Origin of the sequence: Citrobacter sp. C348 (assembly GCF_047467975.1) — a bacterium.
In the GTDB taxonomy this organism is placed as follows: Bacteria; Pseudomonadota; Gammaproteobacteria; order Enterobacterales; family Enterobacteriaceae; genus Citrobacter; species Citrobacter gillenii.
The window spans coordinates 22,986-43,222 of the sequence record NZ_JASJUJ010000014.1; the positions used below are offsets into that span (position 1 = coordinate 22,986).

A 20,237-nucleotide genomic window follows, 5' to 3' on the forward strand; every position below is an offset into this window, starting at 1 on the left:
TTCTAGCTACGATATACACCACCAGAGATAAGATATAGTCGAAAAAACCCACAGATTCGATAGCTAAATCCTTTTATATTTTTAGTTACAGAGATGTAGATCAAAATGATCAACAAAAAGCCCTCCGTAGAGGGCTGATGTTACAATTAAGCAGGCCTGACGCCCAGCGTATGGCATATCGCGTAGCTCATCTCGGCGCGATTGAGCGTATAGAAATGGAAATCTTTCACCCCTTCACGGCTTAAAATCTTCACCATGTCCATGGCAATGTTAGCGCCCACCAGCTTGCGGGTTTCCGCATCATCATCCAGACCGTCAAACATCGTCGACATCCAGGAAGGGATGCGCACATTGGTCATGTCAGCGAATTTTTTCGCCTGCTTAAAGTTAGAGACAGGCAGGATACCCGGGATAATTTCCACATCGATACCCGCCGTCACACAGCGGTCACGAAAACGCAGATAACTTTCCACGTCGAAGAAGAACTGGGTGATCGCGCGGTTCGCCCCGGCATCGACTTTACGTTTTAGGTTGAGCAGATCGGCCTGGGCGCTTTTCGCTTCCGGGTGTACTTCCGGGTAGGCCGCAACAGAGATATCAAAGTCAGCCACCTCTTTGAGTAACCCAACCAGATCGGTTGCATACATATCCGGCTTACCGCCGCCTGGCGGCAGGTCACCGCGCAGGGCAACAATATGGCGAATACCGTTGTTCCAGTAATCCTGAGCAATGGTACGCAGCTCATCGCGAGTGGCATCAATACAGGTCAGATGCGGAGCAGCTTCAAGGCCGGTACGATCCTTAATCCCTTTAATGATGCTGTGCGTGCGGTCACGCTCACCGGAGTTTGCGCCGTAGGTTACGGAGACAAACTTAGGCTTCAGACTGCTCAGGCGATCGATTGAGTTCCACAGTGTTTGCTCCATTTCACTGGTGCGCGGCGGGAAAAACTCAAACGAAACGTTAATCTGACCCTGGACTTCAGCCAGGCTCTGATTCAGGGCTTCCCGCTGGTTGGCGTGAAAAAAGCTCATACCTTACCTCATCAATCTTTTGTCGTTATATGTTGTGTTGTGAACTGCTATACGTTTAGACGTCTAGATGTAAAAATGACGGAAAAGCACAGTAACGTCAACATAAAAATCATCGTTAAAGGTGAGGAATACTCAGTGAAGATGAAAATAATTCACTTTAGCGTGCTGACAGAAGGGATTCCGATAGTAACGAGGGAAGCCATTGCAGGCGAGATTCTTGTTCAGGCGGTAATATCAGTCCGACAGTGATGCACAATTCCGTGTCGCATAGCGGACGAAAAACCACCCCCTGCCGCTGGATAGCTGCAAACGATGCCGGAAACAGGCTCACACCCTCGCCACGCGCAATACGCGCGAGCAGAACATCATGCTCCAGCGGCTCTTCAATACAAACAGGCGAGTAGCCTGCGTGGCGGAAAATAGCGCGCGTGTAGTCGAAGAACGTCGGGTTTCGCTCACGCTTAAACCAAAACAAAGGTCGAGAATTAAGCGCGCGGAGCGCCAGCAAATCGGCATCAGCTTCCGGCCAGTGGGCAGGTAGGGCGGCAATTAACGGTTCCTGCCAGGCCAGCGGGATCACGGTGAGTCCGGCGATCTCCAGCGGCAACGCCACCAGGGCCGCATCCAGTTTTCCACGCCGTACCTGACGCACTAACTCCGGCGAGCCATGACGCACAATATTCAACGCCTCAACGCGCGTCGCGAGTTGGCTTTCCAGCGAGGCGAAAATCCCCTGCTCAAATGCGGTAGTCAATCCAAAGCGTAGCGACTGTGTACCGGTTTGTCCAAGCTTGCTCAATTGCGCATACGTTTCATCTTGTTGTGCCAACAACGGGCGGACAATCTCCAGTACGCGCGCGCCTTCATCCGTGAGCGTCAGACCTTTGGTATGACGGATAAAAAGCGTCACTCCCAGCCGATCTTCAAGCTGGCGAATATGGCGGCTGAGCGGCGGTTGCGACATAAACAAGCGCTGCGCCGCGCGGCTCATATTGTTCTCTTGTGCCACCACCGCAAAGTAGTGCAGCAGGCGGATATCCAGAGAGTGAAGCGGGGAAGCAGTCATACCGAAAAGGTATCACGGAATCGGTATTATCCAAATCATTCTGCGCGCCCTATTCTCTCGTCATACTGTAACTACCGAGGGAATTATCATGCATTCAGAACGCTTTATTACCGGACAGAACATGTTGCAACAGGTTGATGGTAAAGGCGGCGACGCCGTCGTTGAGAGCCTGAAAGAGATTGCGCCGGACTTCGCCCGCTACCTGATCGAGTTTTCTTTTGGCGACATCTACTCCCGCCCAGGGCTGGATTTACGCAGTCGGGAAATAGCCACCGTCGCCGCGCTCACGGCGCTGGGAAATGCCGCACCGCAGCTGAAAGTGCACATTGCCGCCGCGCTGCACGTGGGGTTAACGCAAGAGGAGATTACTGAAGTGATGATGCAGATGGCAGTATATGCGGGCTTTCCCGCTGCGCTGAACGGGCTGTTCGCCGCAAAAGAGGTGTTTGCCTCGCACAAAGGTTAAAATAACAGGCCAGCGGATACTCTGCTGGCCTGAACTCGTTACGGTTTCACATCCTCCACACGCATGCCTTTCAGTTGTTCATCCGTCAGGGTATTACCCGCTTTGAAGTAATCAACAATCGCATTTGAAATATCGTAGCCCCCCGATGTCTTACGCTCATTACCTTCAGTAAATGCGCTAAAACCATCGCCACCATCAGCCAGGAAGCTACTGGTCGCAATATGGTAAACCGTAGCATCCTCAATCGGTTTGCCGTTTAACGTTAATACAGTGACCCGCTGACCGACAGGCTTGCTGCTGTCGTATTTCATCTCCAGCCCTTTGGATACCTGCAACACGCCGTTGCTTAAGCCCGCACCGTGCTCCATCAAGATACGTAATTGCTTGCCGGTTAACTCCATCGTGACGAGTTCATTAGAGAACGGGAATGCGCTGATAATCGCCCCCAGGCTGATCGCACCGGCCGGAATTTCACTGCGGATGCCACCTGAGTTAGTTAGCGCTAACTGGGAATCTTTACCTGCCGCCACCAGCAGCGCATCCGCCGCCAGATTTCCCAGCGGGGACGACTCGCCGTAAGCGCGGGTTAACTCAACCGGCGTCTGAGCAATGGTTTGCTTAACAACCTGATCGAGCTTTTTATTCCAGCCATCAATCACCTGCTTCGTCCGCGGGTCGGGCTGCCATTCATCGGCAAAAATGGTCTTCAGCTCGAAGTTTTTCACGGTAAACTGGTGCGGTTTATCCTGATAATCCAGCACCAGTTTACCGACATCAATGCCGCCGCTGTCGGTAGACAGGATCAGCGTATTGCCCACTTTAATCGGCTCCGGCGTCCCGACATGCGCATGCCCGGTAATCAGGATATCCAACCCATGCACCTGACCCGCGGTCTGGATGTCTTTATCCAACGCACGGCGCACATCGGTACTCCCCTGGCTGGACTGACGCGCAGGCGTGCCTTCATGGATCAGTGCCACGGTCAGATCCACTTTGCCTTTCAGCTCATCAATATAGCGTTGCAGCCACTTCACTTCATCACGCGCTTCAATGCCTACCCGCCTTGTTGCGGCAACCGTATCATCAAAAGCAAACACGCCGTGTATACCAATCACGCCAATCTTCACGCCCTCTTTTTCGATGATGGTATACGGCTTATCCCAGAACATTTTGCTGCTGTTCTGGTAAAAGATATTGCCCTGAACAATCGGGAATTTTGCCTGGCTGAGTTGCAGCAGCGTGTTGTCCCAGCCATGATCGAACTCATGATTGCCCATCGTAACGGCATCAAAGTCCATGGTGTTCATAATATCGATAATGGCTTTACCCTTGGTCATACTGCTGATGTAAGGCCCCGTAAAGTAATCACCCGCATCAAAAAACCAGGTCGCTTTATTGCTGGCCTTTTCCTGTTTAACCATCGTCGTGATATTCGCCCAACCGCCAATATCACGTGCGCCATTGGCAATCCACGGCACCTTATAAGGTTCAACGTGGGCATGGAGATCGTTGGTGTAGATGATCGTCACATCTTTCGCCGACGCCCATAATGGCAGTGATACCAGCACACCAACAGCAAGCATTTTTAACTTCATAATCAATCCCTTTCAGTCATATAAAGATTCGCTACGTTACGTTCTGAAAGGTTTTTTTATGTGAGAAAACTCACATCTACTGGTGATAGTTGCAGGTCAAAATCAACGACCATTAAAAATCGTTGGTAATAAGATGTCTTCTTTGTTCACCATCAATTGCTGCAAGTCATTTGGCTGTCGCAATCTGGGGCTGCCAAGCTCACCAGATTACGATCGGCCAGATTATCGGCTGGGGTATGCCGCGCTGCACTGCCGGGCATGCGGGAGTTATCCGCCGCTGTTTAACGAGGAACAGTTCCGACTCTGGCTGTCGACCTATTTAGCGGACTCTGCAGCTAATAGCGGTCATTTTTGCCCAAGTTGTTACCAACGGGACCCAATCCGCTATGGCCGGAATCCTCAGGGCAGTCAGCGCGTTCAGTGTCGGGCGTGTAAAAAGGTCTGGACGCCCAAACGACAGCCGCTCACATCTATTGAGCCGCCAGAACAAATCGCGACGGTTCCGTTGATCGTGCCTTTTCAAGGCGCCAGCGCCGACCAGAAACTTTATATATTGCTCAGCTTTGATGCTATTCGTGGCAATATTCTGCATGTTTCCAGCAATTATACCCCCTATCCCATTGGTGACACATTGCGTTACCGCTGGCGCGGCATCGGCGAGGCAACTGCAACGCATGACGATATTGTTGAGAGAGTAAGCCAACGAGAAAGTCAGTTTTTACGCCGCAGCCAATTTGATGAAATCCAGTACGGCAGCGCCGAACTCAAACGCAACGTCAGCGGCGCTATTTTGCGCCCGGTCATTGCCGCGCACGGCCATTTTCGGGTACTGAGCCATCTCTGGCCGCAGGTAAAAACGCACATTATCACCCACGAATGTTTTCTACGCGGCGCCGCAATTACCGCATGGGCGGAACAGTTTCGCGAGCACCGCGCCTCGCTGTGGTTTATTGATGAAGAGATCGATGACAATACGTGTCCACTCCCCTGGCAGCTGCGGGGTAAAACGTATCAGGGATGGTGGCGAAACCAGTGGCAGATTTGGCAACAAGGCACTAACCGTAAAATGGTGTGTCTGTTAACAGAGGGGCAGGTTGAAGAAAGGGCGTCAATAACACTGACGGCAAGTCATCATTTTCTCGCCTGGTTGCAGCAACAAACGGGACTTCAGCAAAGCGCGCGTTACTCTGCCCATTCTGTGTTTCAGACGATAAGGACGCTGACGGAGCAATACAACATCCTGAACACCCGGCGCGATTTGCCCGGTGGCGCTGCCGCTTACCGGGCCTACGGTTCGTGTCATATGTAGGCCGGATAAGCGTAAGCGCCATCCGGCAACGCAAACTACAGCAGCTGCGCCAGACGATTAATATCCGACTGAATCGCTCCGGCGGTCACATCACGGCCCGCCCCCGGCCCACGGATCACCAGCGGGTTATCGCGGTACCAGCGGCTTTCGATGGCGAACACGTTATCGCACGGCAACAATGCCGCCAGCGGGTGCTCAGGACGTACCGCTTCAACACCCACACGTGCTTTACCGTTAGCGTCAAAACGCGCCACATAGCGCAACACCAGCCCCATTTCACGCGCCGCTTCCAGACGCTGCACCATCTGCTCGTTCAGCTCATCGCCATTTTCAAAGAAATGGTCAATAGAACCTTCTTCACAGTGCGCAGGTACCAGCGACTCCACGCGAACCTGGTCCGGCTCGATGTCGTAACCCGCTTCACGCGCCAGGATCACCAGCTTGCGCATCACATCTTTACCAGAAAGGTCAACGCGCGGGTCCGGCTCAGTCAGCCCCTGCTGCCACGCCTGATCCACCAGATCGGTAAACGGCACAGAACCGTCAAATTGCAGGAACAGCCACGACAGCGTTCCGGAGAAGATCCCGCTGATCGACAGAATGGTATCTCCGCTATCAATCAGATCGCGCACGGTATGGTTGATCGGTAAACCTGCGCCCACGGTGGCGTTATACAGCCAGTGACGCCCGGTTTTTTCAAACGCATCATGAATTTGGCGATACTTATTACTGGTGCTTGCGCCCGCCAGTTTATTGGCGCTAATCACGTGAAAACCGTGGCTGGCGAAATCCAGATACTGATCCGCCAGCTGCTCGCTGGCAGTAACGTCCAGCACCACTAAATCATCATACGGGTGGGCGCGCATCCACAAAAAGAGGGACTCTTCATCCTGCTCCACCGCCTCGTCATCAAAGAAGGCCAATGCACGGCTGGCATCCAGCCCTTCGTAGTTCAACAGGCTACGGCGGCTATCCACCACGCCTGCCAGTACAAATTCAAAACCGGTACGCGCAGACAGCGTGCTCTGCTCACGAGCAAACAGCTCCAGCCAGCGTGAACCGATATTCCCTTTGCCAAACAGCACCAGGCCAATACGTTTTTCAGCGCGGAAAATTGACTGATGCAGACCCTGGATCAAGCTTTCTGTCGGGCCGGTACGCAGCACGGCGACCAGGCTGATGCCCTCTTCGGACTGCCAGGTAAACTCAACCGGCTGGCCCTTCAGTTGTTGCCAGAAACGGTGGCAGTGCAGCGGATTACGCGTCACCCCAGCGCCCACCATCGCCACCAGTGCCAGGCCCTGACGTAAACGCAGCTCGCCCGGCAAGCCTGCTTCATCAAGAATTTTCAGTGCGCCGTCAGCGACTTCGGAGGTATAGCAAAATTGCAGCAGTTGGCGATCAGGATGCACGCCCACCGCCAGCGGACGCACCTGCGCACGTTTTAAAATCTGGTCGATATCTTTGTAAGCCAGCTTAAAGTCCTGGCCTGCAGGAACCTGGAACTCAATCAGGCAAACGTCGTCATGGCTGGTGACAATACGCGCCCCGGTACCGGAAGCCAGCACGCGTTCAATGCGCGTCGATCCTTGCTCCGGCGTATAGCTACAGCGCAACTGGAGATCAATATCGCTGCCGGAAACCGGCTGTAAGGTACGGGCATGGAGAACCGGTGCCGCCAGACGCGCCAGTTCGCTGGCTTCATCAAGGCGCAGCAACGGCAGCAGACACGCATCTTTTACTTTGCGCGGATCCGCGCTGTACACCCCGGCGACATCGCTCCAGATGGTCACGCGGGAAACGCCCGCCAGTGCGCCCACCTGAGTCGCGGAATAGTCAGAGCCGTTACGCCCCAGCAGCACCGTTTCACCCGCATTACTGCGACTGATAAACCCGGTCACCACCAGGCGTTTACCCGGGTGCTGCGCCAGCAGCTGTTGCAGTAAGGGATACGAAAGGCCTTCATCCACCTGCGGTTGAGCGCCGCGTTCCGCGCGCAAAAACTCGCGCGCATCCAGCCAGGCAGATTCCAGCCCCTGCTGGTTAAGTACGGCAGACATCAGACGCGCTGACCACACTTCACCATGCCCCACCACTTCAGCGTAGACCGTATCGTTGACGCCGCCGTCGAGTAAACCGGCCAGGCGCTCCAGATCGTGAATAAACTCGCCAATCAGCCCATCGGCCACGTCTGGTGGTAACAGACCGCTAATAAGCTCGCTCTGATAGCGGCGTAACGCCTGCTGAACCTGATGCGCAGAAAGGCGATCGGTCTGGCTTAACTTCAGCCAGCTAATCAACTGGTTAGTGGTACTGCCCGCCGCGGAAACAACCATCATGTCGTCAGGCTGCGAGTACTCAGCCATAATGCCTGCGACACGTAAATAACATTTCACGTCAGCCAGACTACTACCACCAAATTTGTGCAGTTGACGACCCTTCGCCCCTGCCTGCGCAATCACACTCATGTTTACCCCTTGTTTGCAGCCCGGAAGCCATTTTCCAGATCGGCAATTAAATCTTCGCCATCTTCAATACCGGTGGAGATACGCAGCAGCGTCTCAGAAATGCCGGCAGCAGCACGCGCTTCTGGCGCCATCCCCGCGTGTGTCATGGTCGCGGCATGGGAGATCAAACTTTCTACGCCCCCCAGTGATTCTGCCAGCGTAAACAATGATAACCCGCTAAGGAAGTCACGCAGCGTTTGCTCATCACCATCCAGTTCAAAACTTAACATCGCGCCAAAGCCTTTTTGCTGGCGCGCGGCAATCTCGTGCCCCTGATTTTCCGGCAGTGACGGGTGATACAGTTTTTTCACCAGCGGCTGGGTTTGCAAATAGTCGACAATCGCCTGGGCGTTGCGCTGTGCCACTTCCATACGAGGTGACAGCGTACGCAGGCCGCGCAACAGCAGATAACTATCAAATGCGCCGCCGGTGACGCCAATATTATTCGCCCACCAAGCCAGCTCAGTGACCGTTTCCGGATCTTTTGCAATCACCACGCCAGCCACCACGTCTGAGTGACCATTTAAATATTTCGTGCATGAATGCAACACCAGATCGGCGCCCAATGCCAGTGGATTTTGCAGCGCCGGACTTAAAAACGTGTTGTCGACAACGCTTACCGCACCAGCCTCACGCGCCAACTGGCAGATTTTCGCAATATCGACCACGCGTAACAGCGGGTTGCTTGGGCTTTCTACCAGCACCAACTTCGGTTTCTCTGCCAACGCGGCTTTCAGCGCTGCTTCATTGCCCTGATCGACAAACAGCACGCGATAACACCCACGCTTCGCCAGACTGTCAAACAGGCGGTAGCTGCCGCCGTAACAGTCGTGCGGCGCCACCAGCAGATCGCCCGGCTTCAGGAACACCGTCGTCACCAGGTGAATCGCCGACATACCGGTACTGGTCAGCACCGCACCCGCGCCACCTTCCAGCTCCGCCAGCGCGCGCTGGACAACATCACGCGTCGGGTTACCGCGGCGTGAATAGTCATGGGCCCGAGGCTCGTTGAAACCGGTGAAATTATAGGTACTGGAAAGGTGAATCGGCGGGACAACGCAACCGTACTGCTCGTCGTCATTTAATCCGCTACGCACTGCGATGGTGGCCTGTTTACGCGTCATATTGAGGAGTTCCTGGCTGAGCCGGTGAAGAGTCAGACTCCAGAGTAATCATTGTTACAATAGCCGTCAATACATCTGGACATCTAAACTTCTTTGCGTATAGATTGAGCAAACTCGAAATAGCCGTTAAAATTATATGCATTAGCGTACATCTGCGTCGGCTAACTTCGTGTCAGGGCCGCGCCACTACGATAAACTACGCACAGTTATGGTCCGGGCTCAGGTTCTGGCCTCAAATTTAATGACAAAGAGGATTAAGTATCTCATGGCTGAATGGAGCGGCGAATATATCAGCCCATACGCTGAGCACGGTAAGAAGAGTGAGCAAGTCAAAAAGATTACGGTTTCCATTCCTCTGAAGGTGTTAAAGATCCTTACCGATGAACGCACGCGTCGTCAGGTAAACAACCTGCGCCACGCCACCAACAGCGAGCTGCTGTGTGAAGCGTTTCTGCATGCCTTTACCGGGCAACCGTTACCCAACGATGACGATCTGCGTAAAGAGCGCAGTGATGAAATCCCGGAAGAAGCCAAGGTAATTATGCGTGAACTGGGGATCAACCCGGAGACGTGGGAGTACTAAATAGTTAAAACAGCGGCTGACGTGGTGAAAGATGAGAAGAAGCGGGATTCCTCCCGCCTCTTCTTGTCCCGTTCGTCCTGGCGTATAACGTTACTTACTAATACCATTGAGTTTATTCAATGTTTCTTCCATTTTGAGCGTTTCTTTACGGTTCAACGGATAGAAATAAATCAGCACGACCGCCGCCAAAAACAGGCATAAAGCCGGCAAGAGATTCGCCATCGTATAAATATTTTCCTGCACAATGCTGGTTTGCATCGCGCCGCCCGTTGATGACGATTGATAACCAATGATCGCCAGCATAAAACCGCCAATAGCCCCTGCACACGCCTGACCCACCTTGCGGGCAAAGAAGTTCACACCATAGACAGTGCCATCCTCACGATCGCCAGTGACATACTGGTGGTAGTCGCAAACATCGGTCATAAACGCCCAAATCATCAGGTTGAATAACCCAGCCCCCAGCGTCGCCAGGAACAGGAAAACCAAATAGACTTTCGCGTCGGTGATATGGGTGAAGTACATGATCACGTACATGACCACCGAAAAGAGCAGCGCACCTACGCTGGCTTCTTTCTTACCAAACCGCTTCGTGAGCCAGGATGCCGAGGGAGCCAGTAAAATCAGGGAGCCAAAGGTAAACAGCAGCGCGACAGACATCGCCTCTTTATTGTGGAAATAGTCATTAAACAGGTAAGTCATGTTGGTGCCGGAAAGCCCCTGATTAATCACAATAAGCAGATCCACAACAACTAAAACAATCAGTGCTTTATTGCGTATCAACCCCTTCAGAAGCACCGACACAGGCATACTCTCTTTTCTCTCCACCCGTACACGTTCCGTCGTTAAATGACAGGTCAAGGTTAAAAAGATAAAGCCCAGCATTGCGCAACCAATGGCGATCCAGAAGAAGTGCTGCCCGGAAATCACCTGGCTTCCGTCCACCAGGGTGGTGTACATCAGGATAGGAATAAAAAAGCCGGTTGCCCCGCCGCCGATTGCTGACCCAACGCTGCGGTAGGTAGAAAGCGATACACGATCTTCCGGGTTAGAGCTAATCGCCGCAGACATGGCACCATAAGGAATACTCACAGTCGATAGCAGTGAGCCGTAAATGAAATAGGAAACACAGATGTAGATAATTTTCGCCGTATAAGAAAAATCTTGTACAAACGGCAGAAACAGGACGACTGCAATGATACAGAATGGATACTTCATGCGGCGTACCCAGGGGTTAAAACGCCCATGCGCTGTCAGTTTAGATGTATCGCACAAGCGTCCTACGCCAACATCAACGAACGCATCAAAAAGTTTGGTCACAAAATAAAGTGAACCAACAATAACGCCGGAAACACCAAGTACGTTGGTGTAATAAATCATTAAAAAACTATTCACTAACCCAAGGATAAAACAAGTTCCCAGGTCACCACATAAATAACCAATTTTATCTCTGAATCCGAAAGGTCTGACGGCAATACTGCTATTGCTTCCAATCATAGTTCCATCATTGGACATGATGTCAACTCCTTAGATACACTATTCACGCAAATTATGCATATATCCTGATACTCGGCGTAATAAACCGATGCGAAGGGTATTAGCGATCAGAAGTTATAACCGAGACCGACACGATAACGGGTCTGACGATCGTCTGTCGTTGTTGTGTTATAACCTGATGAAACATTACCGATTTCAACAAAAGGCACCCAGGAACCTATGTTATAAGCAACCCGGAAGTTATACTCATAATCCTCACTTTTGTTGTTATATAAATCTTCACTATCGGCAATTTTATAAATGCCATTCAGTTCAAACATCCAATTATTGATGTTATAGCCAACCCAGGCTTCAGGGCGATAAACCATACGGTCATCTTTACCCTCCGTGTTTCTGCGCATGTACTCCTGGCGATAGCGGAACGCGGTCCACCAGTTGTCATTGATGTTATACTGCACGCGAATATAAGGCTTATAAATCGTGATGTTATCGCCTGTCTCAATTGCAATACCTGGCTGCCAGGTAAGCCCCTGCGCGGTAAATTGGTAGCTTGCCGTATACTCGTTACCGTTACTTTCCATATTGTTCCACGCATCATTCGATTGCGAATCATCGGAACGTGAAATAGCTTCAACGGCCACGCCAAAACCTGAGGCAAAACGGTTAGACATATAAACACGGTCATAGTTACGGCCATCGTCGTAATATTCATGTCGATAATCAACATAACCCGCTTGCGCAGCTGCAGAGAATAATGGAATAAGTAATAACACGGTGTTTAATTTCATAAACGCCCCTTCCCATAAAACAATTAAGGAATGAATCCATGTGATTTCCTAAGCAGGATAATCAAATTGGATCTATGAATAATTTTAGATTTCCCAAAAATTGTATTTAAGCTGGAGGGACAAAACCTTTTAAATTTTGCCAAAAATTAAAATTAATGGCAAAGATGTAAAGATAAAAATGACAAAGATCACCAATAGAAACATTTTATCGATAAAATAAAAACAGTGTTTTATTTACTAACTGATGATTACATTCATCGAAAGAATACATACTTCAGCACTGATTCACAGATACAAAAAAAGCGCCGTAAGGCGCTTTTTTCTGACAGCAAAAAACTTATTTGCTGGTACCCGGTACGCTGAAACGCTTGTTGAAGCGGTCAACACGGCCACCGGTTGCAACATCACGCTGTTTGCCAGTATAGAACGGGTGGCATTTACCGCACACGTCGAGGTTCAGATCGTGACCAACGGTAGAGCGGATTTTCATGACGTTACCGCAAGAGCAGTTTGCAGTAATTTCTTCGTATTTCGGATGAATATCTTTTTTCATGGGGAGAACCTCAGTTAAGGCCGCGTCGCTCTTCCAGCCCTAACGCCAGACACCACGCGATGTTAATAGTATAGGTCAGTGATACAAATTCGTATCAAAGGCGGCGAATCATACAGAAATTAGCCTGCTCATGCAAACTGATCCGCATTCCGCTCCTCACTAATGTGTATACTAACCCGCCAGATTTCAAGTCAGGATGATTCAATGCCCGTTGCGCACGTTGCCTTACCCGTTCCGCTGCCCCGTACCTTTGACTACCTCTTACCGGAAGGTATGAGCGCCAAAGCCGGGTGTCGTGTACGTGTACCCTTTGGCAAGCAGCAGGAACGCATTGGCATTGTCCTGTCGGTCAGTGAGCACAGCGAACTGCCGCGGAACGAATTAAAAGCGGTCATTGAGGTGCTGGACAGCGAACCAGTCTATTCGACCTCCGTCTGGCGCTTGCTGCTGTGGGCGGCTGATTACTACCATCACCCCATTGGCGACGTGCTGTTTCATGCCCTGCCGATGCTGCTGCGCCAGGGGCGTCCCGCCACCAACGCGCCAGTATGGTACTGGTTTGCCACCGAAGAAGGTCAGGCCACCGACCTGAACAGCCTGAAACGCTCGCCAAAACAGCAGCAGGCGCTGGCGGCGCTGCGACAGGGAAAAATCTGGCGTGACCAGGTGACTGACCTCGAATTTAACGACGCCGCATTACAGGCGCTACGTAAAAAAGGCCTGTGCGACCTGGCGAGCGAAACCCCCGGTTTCAGCGACTGGCGCACGCACTACGCCGTCTCTGGCGAGCGTTTAAGACTGAATACCGAACAGGCCACTGCTGTTGGGGCGATTCACAGTGCGTCGGACAGCTTTAGCGCCTGGCTGTTAGCGGGCGTGACGGGTTCCGGCAAGACGGAAGTCTATCTAAGCGTGCTGGAAAATGTCCTTGCCCAGGGCAGGCAGGCGCTGGTAATGGTGCCGGAGATCGGCCTGACGCCGCAAACCATCGCCCGCTTTCGCGAACGTTTCAATGCCCCGGTCGAAGTCCTGCACTCAGGCTTAAATGACAGCGAGCGCCTTTCGGCATGGCTGAAAGCGAAGAATGGCGAAGCGGCGATTGTCATCGGGACGCGCTCATCGTTGTTTACCCCGTTTAAAAACCTTGGCGTGATTGTCATCGACGAAGAGCACGACAGCTCCTATAAACAGCAGGAAGGCTGGCGCTATCACGCCCGCGACCTGGCGGTTTACCGTGCGCACAGCGAGCAAATCCCGATTATTCTGGGTTCGGCAACACCGGCGCTGGAAACTCTGTGCAACGTGCGGCAAAAAAAATACCGCATGCTGCGCCTGACGCGCCGTGCCGGAAACGCGCGCCCGGCGACGCAGCACGTGCTGGATCTGAAAGGTCAGCAGGTACAAGCCGGACTAGCCCCGGCGCTGATCGCCCGCATGCGTCAGCATCTGCAGGCCGATAATCAGGTCATCTTGTTTCTTAATCGCCGGGGTTTTGCCCCTGCGCTGTTGTGCCATGACTGCGGCTGGATTGCCGAATGTCCACGCTGCGATCACTACTACACGCTGCATCAGGCGCAACATCATCTGCGCTGCCACCACTGCGACAGCCAGCGCCCGATACCGCGCCAGTGCCCGTCCTGCGGCTCTACGCATATGGTACCGGTTGGACTCGGCACCGAGCAGCTCGAACAGGCCTTAGCGCCGTTCTTTCCCGGCGTGCCGATTTCACGTATCGATCGCGATACCACCAGCCGTAAAGGGGCACTTGAGCAGCATCTGGCGGAGGTCCATCGCGGCGGCGCACGCATTCTTATCGGTACGCAAATGCTGGCGAAAGGCCACCACTTCCCGGACGTCACGCTGGTGGCGCTGCTGGATGTGGACGGGGCATTATTCTCCGCTGACTTCCGCTCCGCTGAGCGCTTTGCCCAGCTCTATACCCAAGTATCCGGGCGCGCAGGACGCGCAGGGAAACAGGGCGAAGTGGTATTGCAGACGCATCACCCCGAACATCCGTTGCTGCAAACCTTATTGCATAAAGGCTATGACGCCTTTGCCGAACAGGCGCTGGCCGAGCGACAAACGTTGCAGCTCCCACCGTGGACCAGCCACGTCATCGTGCGGGCAGAAGATCACAACAACCAGCAGGCACCGCTGTTTTTACAACAGTTACGTAATCTGATTCAGGCCAGCCCGCTGGCCGACGATAAGCTGTGGGTATTGGGCCCGGTTCCCGCGCTGGCGCCCAAACGCGGCGGTCGCTATCGCTGGCAAATTTTGTTGCAACATCCGTCACGAATTCGACTGCAGCATATCGTCAGCGGCACGCTGGCGTTGATCAATACCCTGCCCGAAGCACGCAAGGTCAAATGGGTGCTGGATGTCGATCCCATTGAGGGATAACCCCTCATGATGCGAGGCGGATCGTAAAATTAAATATCCATCACACTTTTTATGAAAATTCTGTAACTGCTTCGATTCACTATCTGATAAAAATGTTTCAGATGAAGGTTACCCAGGGATAGATCTGCACCAGCAGCGCCCTGGCGAGGAGAAAGAGTGAAACCGAACAAGCAGGTCACTGCCGCAACAATGAAAGATGTTGCCCTGAAGGCGAAGGTCTCCACGGCAACGGTTTCCCGTGCATTGATGAATCCAGACAAAGTCTCTCAGTCAACCCGTAACAAGGTTGAGCAGGCCGCCCTGGAAGTTGGATATTTACCGCAGTCAATGGGCCGCAACGTTAAGCGTAATGAATCACGTACCATCCTGGTCATCGTCCCGGATATTTGCGATCCCTTTTTCAGCGAAGTCATTCGCGGCATAGAAGTCACCGCCGCCGAGCAGGGTTATCTGGTGCTGATCGGCGATTGCGCGCATCAGAACCAGCAGGAAAAGACCTTTCTTAACCTCATTATTACCAAGCAAATTGACGGCATGGTGCTGCTCAGCTCACGTCTGCCATTTGATGCCAGCGTAGAAGAACAGCGCAATTTACCGCCGATGGTGATGTCCAACGAATTCGCGCCTGAGCTGGAACTGCCCACCGTTCACATTGATAACCTCACCGCCGCCTTTAACGCGATGAACTATCTGCTGGAACTGGGGCATAAACGCATCGGCTGTATCGCCGGACCAGAAGATATGCCGCTGTGCCACTATCGTCTGCAGGGTTACGTTCAGGCGTTACGCCGCAGCGGGATTACCGTCGATCCGCATTTTATTGCGCGCGGTGATTTTACCTACGAAGCGGGAGCTAACGCGCTAAAACAACTGCTTGAACAGCCTCAACCACCGACGGCCGTCTTTTGCCACAGCGACGTCATGGCGCTGGGCGCACTCTCCTACGCCAAACGCCAGGGACTGAAAGTGCCTGACGATCTGTCGATTATTGGCTTTGATAACATTTCACTGACGGAATTTTGTGATCCACCGCTGACAACCGTCGCACAGCCGCGTTTCGATATCGGACGTGAAGCTATGCTGTTACTGCTCGATCAACTCCAGGGGCAAAATGTCAGCAGCGGGTCACGTTTACTGGACTGTGAACTCATTATTCGGGGCACCACCCGGGCACTGACGTAAAGTAAAGTGCTTTCGGACTCCCCTGTCTGGTCAAAGGCCCGCCGCTTAAGTAACATGGCGGGCTGACGAACGAATAAATACAGCGAAACGATAGTGGCACAACGAGATTATGTACGTCGCGGCCAACCGGCACCTTCGCGGCGCAAAAAGAGCACCTCACGGAATAAGCAACGCAATACGCCTGCGGTTTCACCCGCGATGGTCGCTATTGCAGCAGCCGTACTCGTGACCTTTATCGGTGGTCTGTACTTCATTACGCATCACAAGAAAGAAGAGTCCGAGACGCTGCAAAACCAGAAAGTGACCGGCAATGGCATTCCGCCGAAGCCGGAAGAACGCTGGCGATACATCAAAGAGCTGGAAAGTCGCCAGCCGGGCGTACGTGCGCCAACCGAACCCTCTGCGGGCGGTGAAGTACTGAATGCCGATCAGCTGACCAATGAGCAGCGTCAGTTGCTGGCGCAAATGCAGGCTGATATGCGTCAGCAGCCCACTCAGCTCAACGAAGTCCCGTGGAACGAACAAACGCCTGCGCAACGCCAGCAAACGCTGCAGCGTCAACGTCAGGTGCAGCAACAGCAGTGGACTAACGCACAGCAGCAGGCCCAGCAGCCACGTCCTCGGGCAACGGAGCAGCCTCAGCAGCAGCTGCAAACGCGTACCGCACAAGCCGCACCGGTGCAGCAACCACGTCAGACGCAGCCCAAACCAGCGGCCCAACAGCCGTACCAGGATCTGCTGCAGACACCTGCACATACCGCTGCCGCTCAGCCGAAGACGCCGCCAGCCGCACCGATTACCGAAGTGCCGAAGCAGACTGCTGAGAAAAAAGATGAGCGCCGCTGGATGGTGCAGTGTGGGTCGTTTAAAGGGGCTGAACAGGCGGAAACCGTGCGTGCACAGCTGGCTTTTGAGGGCTTTAACTCCCGCATTACCACCAACAACGGCTGGAATCGCGTGGTTATTGGCCCACTCAAAGGCAAAGAAAACGCTGACAACACCATCAGCCGTTTGAAAGTAGCGGGTCACACAAACTGTATTCGACTGTCTGCCGGGGGTTGAAACCCCCAAAATCCCCCCCATCTATACTTGCATTACGCCCCGTACATCTGTGCGGGGCCTGAATTCCGTATTTGTAACCAAGGGGTCTGCTCGTGACAACAATAGTAAGCGTACGCCGTAACGGCCATGTGGTAATCGCCGGTGATGGTCAGGCCACACTGGGTAACACCGTAATGAAAGGCAACGTGAAAAAAGTACGCCGTCTGTACAACGACAAAGTCATCGCGGGCTTTGCGGGCGGCACTGCGGATGCATTCACGCTGTTTGAACTGTTTGAACGCAAACTGGAAATGCATCAGGGTCACCTGGTGAAAGCTGCCGTTGAGCTGGCGAAAGACTGGCGTACCGACCGTATGCTGCGCAAACTCGAAGCGCTGCTGGCCGTTGCCGATGAAACCGCATCACTTATCATCACCGGTAATGGCGATGTCATTCAGCCAGAAAACGATCTGATTGCCATCGGCTCAGGCGGTCCCTACGCCCAGGCGGCGGCACGCGCTCTGCTGGAAAACACCGAGCTTGGCGCCCGTGAGATTGCTGAAAAAGCGTTGGATATTGCAGGGGATATCTGCATTTATACCAACCACTTCCATACCATCGAAGAATTGAACTCCAAAGCGTAAGGATCCCCCATGTCTGAAATGACCCCACGCGAAATTGTCAGCGAACTGAACAAACACATCATCGGCCAGGATAACGCCAAGCGTTCCGTGGCGATTGCTCTGCGTAACCGCTGGCGCCGCATGCAGCTCGACGAAGAGCTGCGCCATGAAGTTACGCCAAAAAACATTCTGATGATTGGCCCAACCGGCGTCGGTAAAACCGAAATCGCCCGTCGTCTGGCAAAACTGGCCAACGCACCGTTCATCAAAGTTGAAGCCACGAAATTCACCGAAGTCGGCTATGTGGGTAAGGAAGTTGACTCCATCATCCGCGATCTGACTGATGCTGCCATTAAAATGGTCCGCGTCCAGGCGATCGAGAAAAACCGCTTCCGCGCCGAAGAAATGGCAGAAGAACGTATCCTCGACGTGCTGATCCCACCGGCTAAAAATAACTGGGGGCAGTCTGAACAGCCTCAGGAACCTTCCGCTGCGCGCCAGGCATTCCGTAAAAAACTGCGTGAAGGCCAGTTGGATGACAAAGAGATTGAAATTGATCTCGCCGCTGCGCCGATGGGTGTAGAAATCATGGCACCTCCAGGCATGGAAGAGATGACCAGCCAGCTGCAGTCCATGTTCCAGAACCTGGGCGGCCAGAAACAAAAACCGCGTAAGCTGAAAATCAAAGAAGCCATGAAGCTGCTGATTGAAGAAGAAGCGGCAAAGCTGGTGAACCCGGAAGAACTGAAGCAAGACGCTATCGACGCCGTTGAGCAGCACGGGATCGTGTTTATCGACGAAATCGACAAAATCTGTAAGCGCGGTGAATCCTCCGGCCCGGACGTGTCCCGTGAAGGCGTACAGCGCGACCTGCTACCGCTGGTTGAAGGCTGCACCGTCTCGACCAAGCACGGCATGGTGAAAACCGATCACATCCTGTTTATCGCTTCCGGCGCGTTCCAGGTGGCGAAACCGTCCGACCTGATCCCGGAACTGCAGGGTCGTCTGCCAATTCGTGTAGAATTGCAGGCACTGACCACCAGCGATTTCGAGCGTATCCTGACTGAGCCTAACGCCTCCATCACCGTCCAGTACAAAGCGCTGATGGCAACTGAAGGCGTTAATATTGAGTTCACGGAAGATGGCATTAAGCGCATCGCTCAGGCCGCCTGGCAGGTCAACGAAACCACCGAGAACATCGGTGCCCGTCGTCTGCACACCGTGCTTGAGCGTCTGATGGAAGATATTTCCTATGATGCGAGCGATTTAAACGGCCAAAGCATCACAATTGATGCCGAATATGTGAGCAAACATCTGGATGCGCTGGTCGCAGATGAAGATCTGAGCCGTTTTATCCTATAATCGCGTTCAATGCATTTTCATCACTGTTGATGGGGCTGATAAAGCCCCATTTTTATTGGCGCTAAATATGACTGAACAACAACAAATTAGCCGCTCACAAGCCTGGCTGGAAAGTTTACGACCTAAGACCTTACCGCTCGCCTTCGCGGCGATCATCGTCGGTACGGCATTAGCATGGTGGCAAGGGTATTTCGATCCGCTGGTGGCTGTGCTGGCATTGATAACGGCAGGACTGCTGCAAATCTTGTCCAATCTCGCGAACGACTATGGCGATGCCGTCAAAGGCAGCGACAAGCCTGACCGCATTGGACCGCTGCGCGGCATGCAAAAAGGGGTGATCACCCAACAGCAGATGAAGCGCGCATTGATAGTCACTGTGGCCTTAATCTGTCTGTCCGGCCTGGCACTGGTGGCGGTGGCCTGTCACACGATGGCTGATTTTGTCGGCTTCCTGGTGCTCGGTGGCCTGTCGATTATCGCGGCTATCACCTATACCGTCGGTAATCGCCCCTATGGCTACATCGGCCTCGGTGATATTTCCGTGCTGGTTTTCTTCGGCTGGCTGAGCGTGATGGGCAGTTGGTATCTGCAGGCCCATACGCTGATCCCCGCGCTGATCCTGCCCGCCACCGCCTGCGGTCTGCTGGCTACCGCCGTGCTCAACGTCAATAACCTGCGCGATATCAACAGCGACAGGGAGAACGGTAAAAACACCCTGGTGGTGCGTCTGGGCGCCGTGAATGCACGTCGTTACCATGCCTGCCTGCTGATGGGGACGCTGGTTTGCCTGGCGCTGTTTAATCTGTTTTCGCTGCAAAGTCTGTGGGGATGGCTGTTCATCCTGGCCGCTCCGCTGCTGATTAAGCAGGCGCGCTACGTAATGCGTGAAAGGGATCCGGCAGCAATGCGTCCGATGCTGGAACGCACCGTAAAAGCGGCACTGTTAACTAACCTGCTGTTTGTGGTTGGGATTTTCCTAAGCCAATGGTCTGTTTAACTGACAAATATCAATTAACAGTTTCAATTTTTAGAATCGCATAACGCCTCGCAACCCTTACAAATAGAGGGTCGCGAGGTTTTTCCATGTTTTTTGTATTTTCCGGG

The 20,237-nt window shown here is 53.0% G+C and carries 17 protein-coding genes; 9 read left to right on the forward strand and 8 right to left on the reverse strand.

Annotated elements, in window-relative coordinates:
* Positions 1 to 146: 146 nt before the first annotated feature.
* Positions 147 to 1,034, reverse strand: a complete 888-nt coding sequence (metF, locus tag QNN86_RS21220) for a methylenetetrahydrofolate reductase (RefSeq protein WP_181618112.1) — start codon at positions 1,032 to 1,034, stop codon at positions 147 to 149.
* 157 nt (positions 1,035 to 1,191) lie between these two features.
* A complete protein-coding gene (locus QNN86_RS21225) occupies positions 1,192 to 2,100 on the reverse strand; it encodes a LysR family transcriptional regulator (protein WP_181618113.1) in 909 nt (302 codons plus the stop codon).
* 88 nt (positions 2,101 to 2,188) lie between these two features.
* Between QNN86_RS21225 and QNN86_RS21230 the strand changes: the two genes are divergently transcribed.
* On the forward strand, positions 2,189 to 2,566 hold the full coding sequence (locus QNN86_RS21230; RefSeq protein ID WP_181618114.1) for a carboxymuconolactone decarboxylase family protein: 378 nt from the start codon (positions 2,189 to 2,191) through the stop codon (positions 2,564 to 2,566).
* 38 nt (positions 2,567 to 2,604) lie between these two features.
* On the opposite strand, the gene QNN86_RS21235 is transcribed toward QNN86_RS21230, so the two are convergent.
* Positions 2,605 to 4,161, reverse strand: a complete 1,557-nt coding sequence (locus QNN86_RS21235) for a bifunctional metallophosphatase/5'-nucleotidase (RefSeq protein WP_181618115.1) — start codon at positions 4,159 to 4,161, stop codon at positions 2,605 to 2,607.
* 133 nt (positions 4,162 to 4,294) lie between these two features.
* Between QNN86_RS21235 and QNN86_RS21240 the strand changes: the two genes are divergently transcribed.
* On the forward strand, positions 4,295 to 5,470 hold the full coding sequence (locus tag QNN86_RS21240; RefSeq protein ID WP_414212298.1) for a cytoplasmic protein: 1,176 nt from the start codon (positions 4,295 to 4,297) through the stop codon (positions 5,468 to 5,470).
* A 35-nt stretch (positions 5,471 to 5,505) separates the two neighbouring features.
* On the opposite strand, the gene metL is transcribed toward QNN86_RS21240, so the two are convergent.
* Together metL and metB are read right to left on the reverse strand one after the other, a co-directional pair.
* Positions 5,506 to 7,938 (reverse strand): bifunctional aspartate kinase/homoserine dehydrogenase II, encoded by a 2,433-nt coding sequence (metL, locus tag QNN86_RS21245; RefSeq protein ID WP_414212299.1) that lies wholly within the window; start codon positions 7,936 to 7,938, stop codon positions 5,506 to 5,508.
* Positions 7,939 to 7,940: 2 nt separating this feature from the next.
* Positions 7,941 to 9,101: a cystathionine gamma-synthase gene (gene metB / locus QNN86_RS21250; protein WP_181618118.1), complete on the reverse strand. Its 1,161-nt coding sequence runs from the start codon at positions 9,099 to 9,101 to the stop codon at positions 7,941 to 7,943.
* Positions 9,102 to 9,366: 265 nt separating this feature from the next.
* Here metB and metJ point away from each other — a divergent pair, with 265 nt between their 5' ends.
* Complete coding sequence (gene metJ / locus QNN86_RS21255; RefSeq protein ID WP_003825168.1) at positions 9,367 to 9,684, forward strand: met regulon transcriptional regulator MetJ; 318 nt, start codon at positions 9,367 to 9,369, stop codon at positions 9,682 to 9,684.
* A 90-nt stretch (positions 9,685 to 9,774) separates the two neighbouring features.
* On the opposite strand, the gene QNN86_RS21260 is transcribed toward metJ, so the two are convergent.
* From QNN86_RS21260 to rpmE, 3 genes are all read right to left on the reverse strand, one after another.
* Positions 9,775 to 11,199 carry an MFS transporter gene (locus QNN86_RS21260; protein WP_414212300.1) on the reverse strand — a complete coding sequence of 475 codons (1,425 nt, stop codon included), beginning with the start codon at positions 11,197 to 11,199 and terminating at the stop codon, positions 9,775 to 9,777.
* Positions 11,200 to 11,288: 89 nt separating this feature from the next.
* Complete coding sequence (locus QNN86_RS21265; protein ID WP_181618120.1) at positions 11,289 to 11,969, reverse strand: oligogalacturonate-specific porin KdgM family protein; 681 nt, start codon at positions 11,967 to 11,969, stop codon at positions 11,289 to 11,291.
* Between the two features lie 337 nt (positions 11,970 to 12,306).
* Positions 12,307 to 12,522 carry a 50S ribosomal protein L31 gene (gene rpmE / locus QNN86_RS21270; protein ID WP_096758811.1) on the reverse strand — a complete coding sequence of 72 codons (216 nt, stop codon included), beginning with the start codon at positions 12,520 to 12,522 and terminating at the stop codon, positions 12,307 to 12,309.
* Between the two features lie 204 nt (positions 12,523 to 12,726).
* On the opposite strand from rpmE, the gene priA reads away from it, so the two are divergent.
* The 6 genes from priA (at position 12,727) to menA (ending at position 20,130) form a co-directional block, all read left to right on the forward strand.
* Positions 12,727 to 14,925 carry a primosomal protein N' gene (priA, locus tag QNN86_RS21275; RefSeq protein ID WP_414212301.1) on the forward strand — a complete coding sequence of 733 codons (2,199 nt, stop codon included), beginning with the start codon at positions 12,727 to 12,729 and terminating at the stop codon, positions 14,923 to 14,925.
* A 156-nt stretch (positions 14,926 to 15,081) separates the two neighbouring features.
* A complete protein-coding gene (gene cytR / locus QNN86_RS21280; protein ID WP_181618122.1) occupies positions 15,082 to 16,107 on the forward strand; it encodes a DNA-binding transcriptional regulator CytR in 1,026 nt (341 codons plus the stop codon).
* Between the two features lie 93 nt (positions 16,108 to 16,200).
* Positions 16,201 to 17,169: a cell division protein FtsN gene (ftsN, locus tag QNN86_RS21285; RefSeq protein WP_279277413.1), complete on the forward strand. Its 969-nt coding sequence runs from the start codon at positions 16,201 to 16,203 to the stop codon at positions 17,167 to 17,169.
* Positions 17,170 to 17,261: 92 nt separating this feature from the next.
* The gene (gene hslV / locus QNN86_RS21290; RefSeq protein ID WP_003028805.1) at positions 17,262 to 17,792 is read left to right on the forward strand and encodes an ATP-dependent protease subunit HslV; all 531 of its coding nucleotides are present in this window, start codon (positions 17,262 to 17,264) and stop codon (positions 17,790 to 17,792) included.
* A gap of 9 nt (positions 17,793 to 17,801) precedes the next feature.
* Positions 17,802 to 19,133, forward strand: coding sequence for an HslU--HslV peptidase ATPase subunit (gene hslU / locus QNN86_RS21295; RefSeq protein WP_096758815.1), 1,332 nt, complete (start codon positions 17,802 to 17,804; stop codon positions 19,131 to 19,133).
* 67 nt (positions 19,134 to 19,200) lie between these two features.
* A complete protein-coding gene (gene menA, locus QNN86_RS21300; protein WP_181618124.1) occupies positions 19,201 to 20,130 on the forward strand; it encodes a 1,4-dihydroxy-2-naphthoate polyprenyltransferase in 930 nt (309 codons plus the stop codon).
* Positions 20,131 to 20,237: the final 107 nt, after the last annotated feature.

Coding starts and splice junctions, on each gene's coding strand:
- metF (WP_181618112.1), bottom strand. CDS start 1,034: ATGAGCTTTTTTCACGCCAACCAGCGGGAAGCCCTGAATCAGAGCCTG.
- QNN86_RS21225 (WP_181618113.1), bottom strand. CDS start 2,100: ATGACTGCTTCCCCGCTTCACTCTCTGGATATCCGCCTGCTGCACTAC.
- QNN86_RS21230 (WP_181618114.1), top strand. CDS start 2,189: ATGCATTCAGAACGCTTTATTACCGGACAGAACATGTTGCAACAGGTT.
- QNN86_RS21235 (WP_181618115.1), bottom strand. CDS start 4,161: ATGAAGTTAAAAATGCTTGCTGTTGGTGTGCTGGTATCACTGCCATTA.
- QNN86_RS21240 (WP_414212298.1), top strand. CDS start 4,295: ATGTCTTCTTTGTTCACCATCAATTGCTGCAAGTCATTTGGCTGTCGC.
- metL (WP_414212299.1), bottom strand. CDS start 7,938: ATGAGTGTGATTGCGCAGGCAGGGGCGAAGGGTCGTCAACTGCACAAA.
- metB (WP_181618118.1), bottom strand. CDS start 9,101: ATGACGCGTAAACAGGCCACCATCGCAGTGCGTAGCGGATTAAATGAC.
- metJ (WP_003825168.1), top strand. CDS start 9,367: ATGGCTGAATGGAGCGGCGAATATATCAGCCCATACGCTGAGCACGGT.
- QNN86_RS21260 (WP_414212300.1), bottom strand. CDS start 11,199: ATGTCCAATGATGGAACTATGATTGGAAGCAATAGCAGTATTGCCGTC.
- QNN86_RS21265 (WP_181618120.1), bottom strand. CDS start 11,969: ATGAAATTAAACACCGTGTTATTACTTATTCCATTATTCTCTGCAGCT.
- rpmE (WP_096758811.1), bottom strand. CDS start 12,522: ATGAAAAAAGATATTCATCCGAAATACGAAGAAATTACTGCAAACTGC.
- priA (WP_414212301.1), top strand. CDS start 12,727: ATGCCCGTTGCGCACGTTGCCTTACCCGTTCCGCTGCCCCGTACCTTT.
- hslU (WP_096758815.1), top strand. CDS start 17,802: ATGTCTGAAATGACCCCACGCGAAATTGTCAGCGAACTGAACAAACAC.
- menA (WP_181618124.1), top strand. CDS start 19,201: ATGACTGAACAACAACAAATTAGCCGCTCACAAGCCTGGCTGGAAAGT.